Source organism: Pantoea sp. Lij88 (assembly GCF_030062155.1).
In the GTDB taxonomy this organism is placed as follows: domain Bacteria; phylum Pseudomonadota; class Gammaproteobacteria; order Enterobacterales; family Enterobacteriaceae; genus Pantoea.
On sequence record NZ_CP118267.1, the window covers coordinates 287,154 to 302,207 of the forward strand.

The window sequence follows — 15,054 nt, forward strand, 5'->3', positions numbered from 1 at the left end:
ATCTTCTAAGCTATTTTATTGCCGTCATACACCTTTTCTGCCTGCAGGCTGACTTTTTGTCTTATCCACTGCGTTAAGCAACATTTTGTTTGTTAATTCTCAGAGTTCCGGAAAGTACCAGAACCGAATCTCAGGGTACTGGCGGCGCTTTTCTGCGCAGGTCACTATCTGTAGTGACTATGTCAGTTGTTCTGGCTACCAGATGTAGGGTTCTGGCTGCGGAGGGGCTCTGACAAAGCGGGCTTTGACCCGCCCCGCCGCCGTGCTGTGCTTCCGGTTACTGCCGTATCGGTAAGAAGTCGGATCATGCCGGTAAGGGCGTCCGATAATTGCGAGTAGGTTATATAAGCAGCCTATTGGGTAACCAGAGGTAAAATAATCACGCTCCTATTAGCTTTCATCAATTTTTACTTACATTAAGTAATTCAGCCTTTATGTAAGGACGCTATGAATTCTCCAGAGGATAGTTACGTTAGAATCTATGAAAGCTCATAATGATTTCAGCTCCGCGCTGGAGAAGATTCGGAACGCCGTCGCATCATCCCGAAAGGAGGGATACAGAGTTCGCGAAAGACACGGCGCTGAACATTCTCAGCCGTAAGTATGCGCAGTTTCCGCAGCCGCTCGACCAGCAGATGCAAAATGTCATTGAAGGCGGTAATTCTGACTATGCGCTGCAAAAAATAGCGTATAAAGCGGGACTGGGCCGCAGCGTGATTAGCCGCTGGCAGCAACTGACGCCCGATGAGCAGCAGCGCGCCGCGCAGGATGACAATGCCTGCCAGCAATTGCTGAAGCACTAAGCGATGGCGGAACTTGTTCATTCAAATAGTGAAGGAGAAAATATGACCCTGCCAGAACGCAAAAATTATCCGCAACTGGGCGAAGTCAAAGCGCCGTATGTCCATGCCGTTAAACATGGCGCGACGCTGTATGTCTCCGGGCTGACGGCCTTCGGGACAGCAGCTCAGCAGGGCGATATCGCTGAACAGGCAGAAGCCATCTTTTAACAACTCAAGTCTGTTGCCGCAGCTGAAAATACGTCACTCGCAGCGCTGCTGAAGGTCACGATATTTATTACCTCTTTCACAGAGATCACCGCGCTGCGGGAAGTACTTTATCGCCATTATGGCGAACATCTGCCCGCCAGCTCGCTGGTTCAAATCAGCGGACTTTTCTCCGCTGACCTGCGCATTGAGATCGAGGCAATTTTTGCCCTTTGATTAGCAGACCGCGATCTCCCCGCGACTACAGCCGGAGATCTGAAGCCGCTGAACCGCGCGCCAGATAACCGATGCGATAGACCTCAGGCTCGCCGGAGGGTCGCTGCTGCAATGCGTCAATGTTTACGCCCTGCCAGCGGGTCAGATCCCAGGCGCTTAAGCCTGCTGTTGTTGGCAGGGCTGCAAGGTCAGAATGCGGTGCAATCGTCCAGCGGCTCAGGGTCAAAAAGCGGGCTTCGGCCAGGTCCGGGAGGTGGGTCTGCCCTTCCAGCGCCAGCCAGCTTTCGATGATCGGCCAGCCAAAATCCCTGACCAGCGTCGCGAAGCCAGGACTTTGCAGGAATCGCTGCAGGCCACTCGCGTCCCGCCAGAAATAAATTGGGGCATAACGATTTTCATTCGGTCCGCCATCTTCACGGCAGGCGAAGAGATATGCCTTGGCCACCAGCCCCGGAAAGCCATCAAGCCGCGCACCGTTCAGCCTGATACGCTGTTCAATGATGCCCATGTCGTAGTCAGCGGGCAGAGTAAAACGATAGTGCATGATGATCATAACGCCTCCTGTGCCAGCATCCGGCCGCCGCTAAAACTCCACTCTTCCGTGCTGTTGAACTGAATAATGATCATTACATCGTCAGGATCGATCGCCATCTCCGTCTGAAGCGCCGCGCAGAGTGAATGATAAAACCGTTGCTTCTGATGCCGGGATCGCGGTCGGCCGGCCAGCACCTGAAACAGCACGAAATTATCGCTGCGCCCGCCGCTGAGATAGTGACGATCAAACACCCGCTGACCGGCAGGAAGCATCTCAATCACCTGAAAGCAATCATGCTCAGGCACGTCAAACTCCGCCACCAACGCCTGCTGAAGCAGCGCCGAGAGCTGATGCAGGGCCGCCTCGCTATACCCCTGACGCAACGTAATTCGGGTGAACGGCATCAGTGGTTCTCCTCCAGATAGCTCAGCGCGGTAACGGCGGCGGGCCAGCCTGCGTAAAACGCCAGATGGGTGAAGCTCTCTGCCAGCTCATCCTGCGTCAGCCCATTCTGGCGGGCGAATTCGATGTGCCACGGCAACTGCTGGACGCGCCCCAGCGCTGTTAAGGTTGCCAGCGTCAGCAGGCTGCGTTCGCGGGGTGACAGTCCATCGCGCTGCCAGATATCGTCAAACAGCACCTGCTGTGTCAGTTCAGCCAGTTTTGGCGCGCGCTGCGCCAGTGTTTCCCGATCCAGTGATTTTTTCATTGCACACTCCTCAGTCGTCAGAGAGAGTGTCACTCAGGACATCAGTCCTGAAAATCAAATTAATCAGCACTTACCATCCGCTTTTACAGGACGCTTATGAACAGGCTACCGGAGTCACTCGATATGGATGCGCTGCGCAGTTTCGTGGCGGGCATTGACGCGGGCAGCTTTGCTCTGGCCGCACAGCATCTGTGCCGGTCAACCTCGGCCGTCAGTGCGCAGCTCAAAAAACTTGAGCAGCAGTGTGGAACGGCGCTGGTGATGAAAAAAGGGCGGCATCTGCAGCTGACCCGCAGCGGTGAACAGCTGATGAGCTACGCCAGACGTCTGTTGTCGCTGAACGATGAAACATTGCGGGCAGTGAAAGGCGAGGCGTTGCAGGGTGAAATACGCATCGGGATGCAGGAGGATTTTGGCGAAGCGTTAATGCCTGCCATTCTCGGCGCGTTTAACCGTCAGCATCCGGATGTGATGCTCACCGCGCGCGTCGACAGAAACCTGCCACTGCTGACGGCGCTGGCCCGTCATGAACTGGATTTGGCGCTGCTGTGGCAGGCAGAACAGCAGGCGGGAACACAATTAATTGGTCAGTGTCCGTTAGCCTGGATTCAGCATCCGGCGTTTGATCTGGCGGGGGTTCTGCAGCGCGGCGAACCGCTGCCGCTGGTGGCGTTTGATGCGCCCTGTGTGATGCGATCGCGCGCCACTGAGGCGCTGGATCGGGCAGGCATTCCGTGGCGTATTGTCTTTACCAGCCACAGTCTTAGCGGAATCTGGGCGGCATTACAGGCCGGACTGGGGATTACGCTGCGCACCCGCGCGGGGTTGCCGGAGACGCTGGTCACTGAATCACAGCGACTGCCACAACCCGGCTATCTGGGTATCGCGCTGGCCCGCTCAGATCAGGGCGACGATCCGGCGCGTGCGCTGTTGCAGCATCTGATCACCGAAGCTGCCCTGCCCTTTGTTCAGCGCTGATTTAAAATTCCCGCTGAATCAGCGAAGAACAGTATTGCGCTGAGACGTCGCGGTCACTGAACAGAATATGGAACATGACGGGCGCCACGACGCCATCGACAATGCGATCAACATCAAAGCCCGATTCACCGCGTGCGATGGCCCGGTTGTTGATAGTCTCAAGATGCTGATAAGTGAACCTGCAGCATTTCTGGCTGGCTTCTTCAGCATGACTGCCAATCACATCGGCCAGCATTTCGCGACCCACTTTCGAGGACATCTCTTCAGCATACTGCTGGATAAACAACGTCAGATCGCCAGTCATCGATCCGGTATCTTCCGGGTCCGCAATCGGCCGCATCCGCGCGACGGCCACATCTGCCAGTAACTGGGCCAGATCGCCCCAGCGTCGATAGATCGTGGAGGGCGTGACACCTGCCTGTTCGGCGATCATCGGGACAGTAATGGCGGAACGGTCGAGCGTCTCCAGCAACCGGTTAACGGTGGTATGCACTTCCGCCTGAATCCGTGCGCTGCGCCCACCCTGACGAATCATCTCCTTTGCCATCTCTCACTCCTGCTATTATTCGCGTCATAGTTAATGCAAATTCGTTGCTTTAACAGATTGCGGCAGTGTACCGCATCTCTCGCTGAACAGGCGCTAAAGTGTGCTATCCGGCAAATGACATTAAGGCTGCAGTTTGCTCAGAACCGACTTAACCGGCTCTGCGGTGAGATGAGACGAACGGTTATCTGATGCGCCGATCCATAAAAGACTGACTGCCATGACTGCTGAAATAAAAATTGTACGAATATCCATAAATCCTCCCCGGAATAAGGTGGATAAAGTAATTCATACAGCGGGAAGTTAATCGCGGGATAAGAGACGCTTTAACGGGGTTAAACGCGAAAAAGTGGCGCAGATTTCGCCACGCCTGAGTTATCAGTGAAAAGATCAGAAGCAGGCGTTTACGGTGTTGCCAGCCGCAAGCCAATCGCGCCGGCTAAGGGTAAACATCAGGTGAGGCGGTCCACCTTCGGCATCCTCGACCTTCTTCAAAAAGGTTAAGCCCGCTTTTTCCAGTACGCGCCGCGAAGCAAGGTGGTTTTCGCGCGTCACACCCGTGATGACACTCAGTCCGGCCTCCTCGAATCCATAGCGGATGGCTCTGCGGGAAAGCTCGGTCGCATACCCTTTGCCCCACGCCGCGGGTTCAAAACGGTATCCGAGATTGTTGGTCTGACGGCCATCGAACTGGCTTCGGAATACGCCCCCAAAGCCGATGATTTTATCCGGATGGGCTTTCTCAAATACGGTCCAGTCGCCAAAGCCCTGATCTTTGTAGAGATGCAGCGTGCGTTCCATCGACTGAACAGCATGTTCCCTGTCAGGCCATGGGCCTCGCGGGTTGAATTTATGCGTTTCGGGGTCGCTGTAGATTCTGAAGAGGTCATCAAGATCCTCACGAACGGTATATCTGTAGAGCAACCGCTCTGATTCCCAAATCATCCTGTGCTCCTGTAGGGTACTGATCCGATACCCCTTTATAGCAGCAGCCTCTCATGACTCCAACACTGGCTTTTCGGCTAACCGCTGATTCGCTGAGGCTAACTTAGCCGCAAAAAAACGGACGCGCCTGTGGCTCGCGTCCGTTCACGTCTGTTGCATCTGCCGGTTAAGCTGCGCTGTGCACCTTAAACGAATCAACCATGCCACGCAGCGCGTGTGCCTGCTCAGACAGCGACTGAGAAGCCGATGAAGACTCTTCCACCAGCGCGGCGTTGTTTTGCGTTACCCCATCCATCTGACTGACAGCGATGCTGACCTGCGAAATGCCCTGCATCTGTTCGGATGAAGAGAGAGAAAGATTGTCCATCGCGACGGCCAGCTCACTGACCATACCGACAATTTTCAGAATGCTGTGGCCGGTTCCGGCCGCTACCGAGACGCCCTGCTCTACCTGTCCGACAGTCTGCTCAATCAGCGATTTGATATCCCGGGCTGCGGTTGCGCTTCGCTGCGCCAGCGAGCGAACTTCACCCGCAACAACGGCAAATCCACGTCCCTCTTCTCCGGCCCTTGCGGCTTCAACCGCCGCGTTAAGCGCCAGGATATTGGTCTGGAAGGCGATCCCCTCGATCACGCTGGTGATGTCGCGGATTTTTGCGGCGCTGAGTGAGATGCCATTCATGGTCTCGGACATGCGGTGGACATCATTTTCGCCGCTGCGCGCCAGCGAGGCGGTTTCACGGGCTGAACCCGCCGTCTGCTTCGCGCCCAGGGTGTTGCTCTTCACAGTGGCGGTAAGCTGCTCCATGCTGGCTGCCGTTTCCTGCAGCGCAGACGCCTGCTCTTCAGTGCGCGACGACAACTCGGTGTTACCTCGCGAAATTTCATCCGCCGCCAGCGCCACGGAACCCGCTGCCTCTTTAATGCCGGAAACCAGTACACGCAGGCTGGCCTGCATACCTTCCAGTGAAGCCAACAGGCTGCGGGTATCACCCTTTCTTAATGCGATGGTCGTTGTCAGGTCGCCAGAAGCGATAGCCGCAGCCAGTGCCTGAGCCTGAGACGGTTCGCCTCCCAGCTGACGCATCAGCGTGCGCACGGTAAACAGGCAGGTCGCCAGAGCCATGAGTATAGAAATACATACCAGGGTCATCAGCGTGAAGCGGGTTCGCGTCGATGATTCACTATTCATCGTCACGGCTTTCTGGCTTTCCGCACTCTGAACAGCGGCAAGGGCGTTGATCGCCTCCAGCAGACTACGCTGAGCCGGACGCGTCACGGTCAGCAGATAGGTAGTCGCTTCCTGCGGGCGGTGATCGAGAGCCAGACGGCCAGCCTGTTCCAGCGAATCGAGCGTGGCTTTTTCCACCGACAACCCTTTGCTGAAAGCCTCACGAGCGGCAGGTGTGGCATCATCCATCATGCGGGCCAGCTTCTCACGGGTAGTGATAAAAAGCGCCTTCTGGGTCTGCAAGCGTTTCCACTCCGGCTCCATCGCTTTGGCATCAGTCAGCAGGGCCATATTGCGCACGGCAATAGCCATATCACGCAGGCTGCCACGCATATCGAGCACCAGCTGATAGCGTTTCATCTTCACATTAACCACATCGTTCATGCCATCACGGGCACTATTCAGCGCGTGAAAGGCAATACCACTGCAAAGAACAAACAGCAGAATGAGCAGGCCAAAGCCAGCATACAGTCGGGTTGAAATTTTCACTGGCGAGTCTCATTGGTTGTAATCAGGTTGTAATGTGCTCCTGCTATCGGCATAAACGGGAAAAGATGTAGTCACGTCCGGTAAGAAACTGTTTCGACAGTCATACAAAGCCGTCCATGCGAGGTCATTATCACAAAGGGCCACGTTCCGGATCTGAATCTGAAGTTTATGATGGTAGAGTTTTGCTAAAACTGGCGTGGCGGATGTGGCGTCCCCACGCCCTGGGATCTGCTAATGAAGGGAAAGTGCAAACATGGCTGAACAAAGCAGCATAATCACTGAACTGACTGAACTTGAGGGTCTTTATGGCACGGTTGCCCGCCCCTCTATCGCTAAAGTGACCGATCATATCCATCCCGCCTATCGTCCGTTTATCGCCGCCTCGCCTTTTGTCGCGCTGGCAACGTCGGGGCCGGAGGGACTGGATGTTTCACCGCGCGGCGATCCGGCCGGATTTATCGAAATCGAAGATGATAAAACCCTGCTATTGCCCGACAGACGCGGCAATAATCGCATCGACAGCCTGCGTAATATTCTGCATGACAATCGGGTCGCGCTGCTTTTTCTCATTCCTGGCATTGGAGAAACGTTACGCATCAACGGCACGGCGGCGATCAGCACCGACCCGGCGCTGCTTGAACGCTTCGCCATCAACAATCAGCTGCCCAAAACCGTGCTGCGTATCAGCGTGCAAAGTGTTTTCTTTCAGTGCAGCCGGGCGATTATCCGTTCGGGATTGTGGAATGTTGAAACGCAAATCGCGCGGCAGTCTCTGCCCAGCACCGGCTCGATTCTCAAACAGATTGCGGAGATTGATGGCGAGGCCTACGACAAAGCGCTGCCTGAGCGATTAAAGAACTCGCTCTACTGATCGCCATTCGGGACCTGCAGGTCGCGGATCATCCTGCACCTGCAGGCACTGTCCTGGCGTTAGGCAATGCTCTCCAGTATCTGCTTTGCCTGAAGATAGTCGTAAGAGGTCACTTCAATTTTATTGTTACTAAGGTCGTTGAAATAGACGGACATCGACACGTCGTGGTCACTGACGCTGAAAGGGATTTCATGCTTACTGAGGATCGGAATAAGTTCGTTAAAAGATGATGCTGCTACCCCGAAAGCTACCGTGTGACCTGGAGGCTGGGATTTTCTAAGAAAAAGAGAAAGTGATGCCCGGTTATTTCTGATGACCAGCGGCCCACCCTGTTCAAACCAGAAGTACAGCGCGTTGTCCCGGGAAAAGCCCAAAACCTCGTTATACCACTTTTCTGCCTGCTCAATATTTTCAACATAGAGATGGATATGATCGATCTCAGCTATTTTCATCATCTGACCTCCTGACTCTTAATAACGGAGAGACTGGCCGAAACAGTGTTGACAGACAACCCGCAGGGCACATGGCAATACGGCATTTACCATAATTCTTACGGCACAGCGATTACCGATATCACCTCGTATTAACCCCCCAGTCTCCACCGCAATAAACGTTAAAGCAAAGAAGTTGCATTAACATGCTATCCGCCGTATACCTTATTAAAAGCTAATTCTTTGCATTAAGGTGATTTCCATGAACCCCATACTGACGCCTCAGGCCGCGAGCCGCACGACGCTTTTCAGCTTCACCGGTGCAGCGCTGATCTCCGCCACCAGCAGTGCGCCGACTCCGCTGTACCCACTTTATCGCAATCTGTTTCATCTGACGCCGACCATGCTGACGCTGATTTTTGGCGCCTATGCTTTCGCGTTGCTGGCTGCGCTGCTGACGGTGGGTAAAGTGTCTGACTATACCGGCCGCCGCCCGCTGATGCTGCTGGCGCTGGCGATCAATGCGATCGCGCTGGTGATTTTCATGACTGCCAGTTCTGCCACCACCTTAATCGCCGCCCGATTGGTTCAGGGTTTCGCTACCGGCATTGCCTTGCCGACCTTTGGTGCCAGCCTGATTGATGCCAGTAAAACCCGCGGGCCACTGCTGAACTCCTTCACCGCGTTTCTGGGAATGACGCTGGGCACGCTCACGGGCGGTATTCTGGTCAGCTTTGCACCGTTTCCTACGGTGACGATCTACGCACTGCTGCTGTTACTGATGCTGGTGGCAATGGCGCTGTTACCGCTGATACCTGAAACCATTGCGCCTCAGCCCGGTGTCCTTGCCGCGCTGCGACCTCAGGTCTGCATCCCGCGACGCGCGCTGGGTCCGTTGCTTAAGGTCACGCCGGTGAACATCGCAACCTGGATGCTGGGCGGGTTTTACCTGTCACTGATGCCGATGATGGTGGCAAACGCAACCGGCCTGACATCACCGTTTATCGGCGGTTCGATTGTGGCAACGCTGATGCTAAGCGCCACGGCAGCGGTCTTCCTCTTTCGCCCTTTACACCCCGCGCGGGCATTGGTTATCGGTACGCTGATGCTGATGGCGGGCGTCAGTGTCACCCTGACAGGTCTTTCTCTGCACAGTGTGGCCTTGCTCTATCTGGGCACCGCCATTGCGGGTCAGGGGTTTGGTTCGATTTTCTCCAGCGTGCTGAAAATCATTATGCAGTTAGCCGAAAGTCATGAGCGCGCCGGGCTGTTTTCGGCCTTTCTGATCAAAAGCTATCTCGCTTTTGCCCTGCCTGCGATTGCGGCTGGCATTGCCGCACCCCATCTCGGTCTGAACCAGACTGCCTGGTATTATGGGATGACGATTATCGTGCTGGCGCTGGTGTCGCTGCTGGCGGTCCGGGGTCGTGCTTTAGCCGGAGCGGCCAGTACCTGAATCCGGGACGCGGTCAGATTTCGGCCGCGTCATCCACAAACAGTGATTTTCACATACACTCAACGGATAAATTTCAGGCGCAGTTGCTGCGCGTTGCCGTGAGTATGATGTCAAAATCCCAATCTGATGCGGTTTTAGCCCGTTTTTCACCCGCTACCCGACGCTGGTTTTCTGCCGCCTTTGCTGAGCCGACGCCGGTGCAAAGCGCGGCCTGGAACGCCATCGCCAGCGGAGAGCATGCGCTGGTGATCGCCCCTACCGGCTCCGGGAAAACGCTGGCGGCTTTTCTCACCGCCATCGACACGCTGTTTCAGGTCAGAACCGACCAGCCTGCTCCCACGCGTGAAACCACCACCCGTATTCTCTACATATCCCCGGTTAAGGCGCTGGCTGCCGACGTGCAGCGCAACCTGAATCTGCCGCTGGCAGGCGTTTACGCCGAACGGCAGATGCTGAATGAGCCAGAAATCACCCTGAACATCGGAATGCGTTCCGGCGATACCCCCAGCGCGGAGCGCGCCAGATTATTGCGTCGTCCGCCCGATATCCTGATCACCACACCTGAATCGCTGTTTCTGATGCTGACCTCAAAAGCGCGCACGACACTGCAGGGCGTGACCACGGTGATTGTCGATGAGGTGCATGCGGTGGCGGGATCGAAGCGTAGTTCCCAGCTGGCGCTGAGCCTGGAGCGGCTGGATGCACTGCTGCCACAACCTGCCCAGCGTATCGGGCTGTCCGCCACGGTGCGGCCGGTTGAGCGGGTAGCGGCCTTCCTCGGCGGCTGTCAGCCGGTACAGGTGGTTAATCCCGCTGCTAATCGCACGCTGCACCTGACAATTGAGGTGCCGGTTGAGGATATGACCGATATTGCCAGCGCCGATGATCTGACCGGTGAAGCCACCTCTGCCAGCGGATCGATCTGGCCGCATATTGAAGCGCGCATTCTGCAGCAGGTTATGGCGCATCGCGCCACGCTGGTATTTGTGAACTCGCGTGGCCTGGCGGAGAAACTGACTGCGCGGCTTAATGCCCGATATCTGGCGCAGCAGACAACCGCTGGGGATGAAGAGCAGGCTGAAGACGACGATCTTATTGCCCGCTCGCACCACGGTTCTGTCTCGAAGGAGCAGCGAGGCGAGATTGAAGCCGCCCTGAAACAGGGCAGGCTGCGCTGTGTGGTGGCGACCTCCAGTCTGGAACTGGGCATTGATATGGGGCCGGTGGATCTGGTGATCCAGGTAGGCGCACCACTGTCAGTCGCCAGCGCCCTGCAGCGGGTGGGACGTGCCGGACATCAGGTCGGCGGCATCTCCACCGGCATCCTGTTTCCCCGCACCCGGCGCGATTTGCTGGATTCAGCCGTGATCGTACAGTCGATGCGGGCAGGTCAGCTCGATGCGCTGGCGCCGCCACGCAACCCGCTCGATATTCTGGCACAGCAGACGCTGGCCGCCGTGGCAATGGATCCCCTGCAGGTCGATGCGTGGTACGCGCAGGTCTGCCGGGCCGATCCGTTCCGCAGTCTGTCGCGTCGTCTGTTTGAAGCCACGCTCGATATGCTGGCGGGTAAGTTTCCGTCAGACGGCTTTGCTCAGCTGCGGCCACAGCTGGTGTGGGACAGAGAAAGCGGACTGCTTACGGCGCGACCTGGCGCGCAGCATCTGGCCGTCACCAGCGGCGGCACCATTTTGGATCGTGGCATGTTCAGCGTCATACTGCCGGAAGGCGAAGAGCAGGCAGGTTCACGTCGGGTCGGCGAACTGGATGAAGAGATGGTTTATGAGTCGCGGGTCAACGACATCATTACGCTGGGCGCAACGTCGTGGCGGATTCAGCAGATCACTCACGATCAGGTGCTGGTGGTGCCTGCGCCGGGCCGTCCGGCTCGTCTGCCCTTCTGGCGTGGAGAAGGCGTTGGCCGTTCGGCGGATTCCGGTGCCAGCCTCGGATTGTTTCTGCGCCAGCTGAATGCAGCTTCACCGGACGATGCGCAGCAACAGCTGCGCGCGCTGGGACTGGATAGCCGGGCGGTCACCAATCTGCTGGCTTTGCTGGCTGAACAGCGTGCCGCCACCGGCGTATTGCCGGACGATCGCACGTTGCTGATAGAACGCTGCCGTGACGAAATCGGCGACTGGCGGGTGATCCTGCACTCGCCATGGGGAAAGCGGATCAATGCGCCCTGGGCGCTGGCGATTGCCGCCCGTATTCAGCAACGCATGGGCATTGATGCTTCTGTGGCGGCCAGCGATGACGGCATCGTGGCCCGCTTTCCTGCCAGCGAGGGGCTGTTACCCGGCGCTGAGCTGTTCATGTTTGACGCCGACCAACTGACCCAGGAAGTGACCGCGAGCGTCGGCCAGTCGGCACTGTTTGCCGCCCGCTTTCGGGAATGTGCCTCTCGCGCTCTGCTGCTGCCGAGGCGGAATCCCGGCAAGCGTTCGCCGCTCTGGCAGCAGCGGTTGCGGGCCGGTCAGTTGCTGGAAGTCGCCCGTCAGTTTGACGATTTCCCTGTCCTGATCGAAACCGCCCGCGAATGTCTGCAGGATGTCTACGATTTGCCCGCGCTGCACCAGCTGATGGAACAACTGGCTCAGGGTAACGTAAAAATGGTTGAGGTGACGACCGACCAGCCCTCCCCTTTCGCTGCGCCGCTACTGTTCGGCTATGTCGCCGAGTTTATTTACGCCAGCGATGCGCCTCAGGCAGAACGGCGTGCCTCACTGCTGGCGCTCGACAGCAATCTGCTGGGTGAACTGCTCGGCCAGACCAGCAAGCGGGATTTACTGGCACCTGACGTCGTTGAGCAGGTCGGACAGGAACTTCAGCGCATTGATGCCCGCTATCAGGCACAGCATGCGGAAGGCATTATCGATCTTCTGCGCGACCTCGGCCCGCTCTCCATTACTGACATTGCAGCACGCTTTAGCGGCAACGACCCGCAGATCGCAGAAGCCGTGGCACAGTTCTCTGCCGCCCGGCGAATCATTCCGCTCACCCTCGCGGGTGAAGAGCGCTGGGCGGTGATAGAAGATGCGGCCCGTCTGCGCGATGCGCTGGCTATCGTGTTACCTGACGATCTGCCCGCAACGTTTCTGGCGTCGCAGGCCGATCCACTGCGCGATCTGGTTAACCGCTTCGCCCGGACCCATACCCTGTTCACCGCCCGACAGCTGGCCATGCATTTTGGACTGGGTGTGGCCGTGGTGAATGAGGTGCTGCTTTCCCTGCATCAGCAGGGCAGCCTGCTGAATATGGGCACGGGAGCGGGCGAATCGGAGACGCCGTGGGTTTCAGCAGAGATCTTCAAAAGGCTGCGCTTACGTTCACTGCAATCAGCACGCGAGGCAACCCGTCCAGTGCCACCCGCCGCCTGGGTCAGCCTGATGCTGGAGCGCCACGGTCTGCTTAACACGCAGCGTGAAGAACTGGCGGGTACAGACGGACTTCTGCGGGTCATCGAGCAACTGGCGGGCGTGCCGTTACCGGCTTCGCTGTGGGAGTCACAAATCCTGCGCGCCAGGATAGCCGACTATCAGCCTGCGATGCTCGACGAACTGTTGGCCCGTGGCGAGGTGATCTGGTGCGGGCATAAAGCGCTGGGCCAGAATGATGGTTTAATCTCGCTTCACCTCACTGAATTTGCCGCGGAAACGCTGCCGGTCATAGACACCCCCCAGCCTCTTACGTCCATACAGCAGGCAGTTATCGATGCACTGAGCCGCGGTGGCTCGTGGTTCGTACATGAGATCACGGCGCAGATTGAAGCCGCTGAGACGCAGCCCACTGAAATCTATGACGCCCTGTGGCAGCTGGTCTGGCAGGGCTATGTCAGCGCCGACAGCTGGATTGCGGTGCGTGGCTTGCTGACCACGCCAGGCGTGACCCGTTCACGTCCGGCACGCACGCTGCGCACCCGCTTTGGTCAGCGTTTCTCGCCTGGCGCTCTGCCCGCACGCCGACCGGCGGTCAACACGCTGGCTGGCCGCTGGTCACGGGTTGAGCGACCGGATATTGCGCCTGCCCGGCTGGCCCTTTCACTGGTTGAAAATCTGCTCGACCGTTATGGCGTGATCACGCGAGGTTGCGCGATATCGGAACAAATCCCCGGCGGATTTCCGGCGTTGCAGCCGGTGTTACGTGGCATGGAAGATGCCGGTCGGCTGCTGCGCGGCCGTTTTGTGGCCGGTGCAGGCGGTGCGCAGTTTGCCGACCATCTGACCATTGAACGGCTGCGGGTGCTGGCAGATAACCCGGAAGCCGCAACAGAGGCGGTGGCACTGGCGGCGCCTGACCCGGCGAATCCGTTTGGTGCAATGCTGAGCTGGCCGGTGCATGCCAGCGGGATTCGCCCGACCCGTCGTCAGGGTGCGCGGGTCGTGATCGCTGGCGGCGCGCTGATGCTTTATCTGACGCCAGCAGGCAAAGAGTTGCTGACATTCAGCGACGATTCCGCACAGCTTGAGGCAGCGGTGGCGGCGCTGGGCGTGGCGCTGAAACGGGAGAAGTCGGCGAGTTTTACACTGGAAACGGTGGATGGAGAATCAGTGACGCAGTCACCGCTGCTCAACGTCCTGCGACACGCCGGTTTTTCCCGGGTTCCGCAGGGATTTAGCTGGTACAGCTGATTTTTTTTCGCGTCCAGCGTCGATAACGGCCTGAAGCGGCGCCGTTATCAGACGCCGATCGTTGTAGCAGAGCCAGGGACCGGAGAACGCCGGATAGTTGCGCAGCTAAATCACCGTTACAATTGATCTACATTCACGCAGGAGGTTTTCATGTCAGACACCACCATGACTTTTACGTTAGGCGATCGTGAAGTAAACCGTCTCGGCTATGGCGCTATGCAGCTGGCCGGCCCTAGCGTGTTCGGCCCGGTGAAAGATGAAGCGCGGGCTATACAGGTTTTACGCGACGCCATCGCGGCAGGCGTCAATCATATCGACACCAGCGACTTTTATGGGCCGCATGAAACCAATCAGTTAATAAAAAAAGCGCTCCATCCTTATCCGCAGGATCTCTGCATTGTGACCAAAGTGGGTGCCCGCCGCGACGTCAAAGGCGGCTGGCTCGCGGCGATGGAACCGGAGGCGCTGACGCAGGCGGTGGAAGATAACCTGCGCAACCTGGGGCTGGACGTGATTGAAGTGGTGAACCTTCGCAGCATGCTGCATCCGGCTAAACCTAAAGAAGGCTCTCTGGCGCCACAGCTGGAAGCACTACTGGAATTACAGGCGCGCGGGCTGATTCGGCATATTGGCCTGAGCAACGTTACTGCCACGCAAATCGCAGAAGCGCAGGCGATGACGCCGATCGTCTGCGTGCAGAATATGTATAACCTCGCGCATCGGCAGGATGATGAACTGGTGGATCAGCTTGCGCAGCAGGGTATCGCTTACGTGCCGTTTTTCCCGCTGGGCGGTTTCTCTCCGCTGCAATCGGATCGACTTAATGAAGTGGCTGCGGCGCTGAATGCCACGCCGATGCAGGTTGCACTGGCGTGGCTGCTGCGGCGCTCGCCTAATATTCTGTTGATTCCCGGCACCTCTTCGCCGGAACACCTCAAAGAGAATCTTGCCAGCGCTAAGCTGCACCTGTCGGATGAGGTGATGGAAAAGCTGAATACCCTTTAACATCAG

General features: G+C 57.4%; 13 protein-coding genes and 1 pseudogene. 7 read left to right on the forward strand and 7 right to left on the reverse strand.

Annotated elements, in window-relative coordinates; translation table 11 throughout:
• Positions 1 to 494: 494 nt before the first annotated feature.
• Positions 495 to 803 (forward strand): hypothetical protein, encoded by a 309-nt coding sequence (locus PU624_RS01575; protein WP_283545108.1) that lies wholly within the window; start codon positions 495 to 497, stop codon positions 801 to 803.
• A 42-nt stretch (positions 804 to 845) separates the two neighbouring features.
• Positions 846 to 1,223: pseudogene (locus tag PU624_RS01580) on the forward strand (RidA family protein).
• A 25-nt stretch (positions 1,224 to 1,248) separates the two neighbouring features.
• Here the strand turns inward: PU624_RS01580 and PU624_RS01585 are convergent.
• From PU624_RS01585 to PU624_RS01595, 3 genes are read right to left on the reverse strand one after another with little or no spacing between them, the layout of a single operon-like run.
• On the reverse strand, positions 1,249 to 1,776 hold the full coding sequence (locus PU624_RS01585) for a DUF4865 family protein (RefSeq protein WP_283545109.1): 528 nt from the start codon (positions 1,774 to 1,776) through the stop codon (positions 1,249 to 1,251).
• Positions 1,773 to 2,162 (reverse strand): tautomerase family protein, encoded by a 390-nt coding sequence (locus tag PU624_RS01590; protein WP_283545110.1) that lies wholly within the window; start codon positions 2,160 to 2,162, stop codon positions 1,773 to 1,775. Before PU624_RS01590 ends, PU624_RS01585 begins: the two co-directional genes overlap by 4 nt.
• Positions 2,162 to 2,467 carry a carboxymuconolactone decarboxylase family protein gene (locus PU624_RS01595; protein WP_283545111.1) on the reverse strand — a complete coding sequence of 102 codons (306 nt, stop codon included), beginning with the start codon at positions 2,465 to 2,467 and terminating at the stop codon, positions 2,162 to 2,164. Before PU624_RS01595 ends, PU624_RS01590 begins: the two co-directional genes overlap by 1 nt.
• A gap of 96 nt (positions 2,468 to 2,563) precedes the next feature.
• Between PU624_RS01595 and PU624_RS01600 the strand changes: the two genes are divergently transcribed.
• Positions 2,564 to 3,445 carry a LysR substrate-binding domain-containing protein gene (locus tag PU624_RS01600; RefSeq protein ID WP_283545112.1) on the forward strand — a complete coding sequence of 294 codons (882 nt, stop codon included), beginning with the start codon at positions 2,564 to 2,566 and terminating at the stop codon, positions 3,443 to 3,445.
• A 1-nt stretch (position 3,446) separates the two neighbouring features.
• On the opposite strand, the gene PU624_RS01605 is transcribed toward PU624_RS01600, so the two are convergent.
• The 3 genes from PU624_RS01605 to PU624_RS01615 form a co-directional block, all read right to left on the reverse strand.
• Entirely contained in the window at positions 3,447 to 3,992 is a 546-nt protein-coding gene (locus tag PU624_RS01605) for a TetR/AcrR family transcriptional regulator (protein ID WP_283545113.1), read from the reverse strand.
• Positions 3,993 to 4,379: 387 nt separating this feature from the next.
• The gene (locus tag PU624_RS01610) at positions 4,380 to 4,934 is read right to left on the reverse strand and encodes a GNAT family N-acetyltransferase (protein ID WP_283545114.1); all 555 of its coding nucleotides are present in this window, start codon (positions 4,932 to 4,934) and stop codon (positions 4,380 to 4,382) included.
• Between the two features lie 166 nt (positions 4,935 to 5,100).
• On the reverse strand, positions 5,101 to 6,654 hold the full coding sequence (locus PU624_RS01615; RefSeq protein ID WP_283545115.1) for a methyl-accepting chemotaxis protein: 1,554 nt from the start codon (positions 6,652 to 6,654) through the stop codon (positions 5,101 to 5,103).
• A 253-nt stretch (positions 6,655 to 6,907) separates the two neighbouring features.
• Here PU624_RS01615 and PU624_RS01620 point away from each other — a divergent pair, with 253 nt between their 5' ends.
• Positions 6,908 to 7,525 carry a pyridoxamine 5'-phosphate oxidase family protein gene (locus PU624_RS01620; RefSeq protein ID WP_283545116.1) on the forward strand — a complete coding sequence of 206 codons (618 nt, stop codon included), beginning with the start codon at positions 6,908 to 6,910 and terminating at the stop codon, positions 7,523 to 7,525.
• Positions 7,526 to 7,584: 59 nt separating this feature from the next.
• Here the strand turns inward: PU624_RS01620 and PU624_RS01625 are convergent, their stop codons facing one another.
• Complete coding sequence (locus tag PU624_RS01625) at positions 7,585 to 7,977, reverse strand: VOC family protein (RefSeq protein ID WP_283545144.1); 393 nt, start codon at positions 7,975 to 7,977, stop codon at positions 7,585 to 7,587.
• A 241-nt stretch (positions 7,978 to 8,218) separates the two neighbouring features.
• Here PU624_RS01625 and PU624_RS01630 point away from each other — a divergent pair, with 241 nt between their 5' ends.
• From PU624_RS01630 to PU624_RS01640, 3 genes are all read left to right on the forward strand, one after another.
• Positions 8,219 to 9,412, forward strand: a complete 1,194-nt coding sequence (locus PU624_RS01630; RefSeq protein WP_283545117.1) for an MFS transporter — start codon at positions 8,219 to 8,221, stop codon at positions 9,410 to 9,412.
• 107 nt (positions 9,413 to 9,519) lie between these two features.
• Positions 9,520 to 14,043, forward strand: coding sequence for an ATP-dependent helicase (locus PU624_RS01635; RefSeq protein ID WP_502921565.1), 4,524 nt, complete (start codon positions 9,520 to 9,522; stop codon positions 14,041 to 14,043).
• A gap of 150 nt (positions 14,044 to 14,193) precedes the next feature.
• Complete coding sequence (locus PU624_RS01640; RefSeq protein WP_283545119.1) at positions 14,194 to 15,048, forward strand: aldo/keto reductase family oxidoreductase; 855 nt, start codon at positions 14,194 to 14,196, stop codon at positions 15,046 to 15,048.
• Positions 15,049 to 15,054 lie beyond the last annotated feature (6 nt).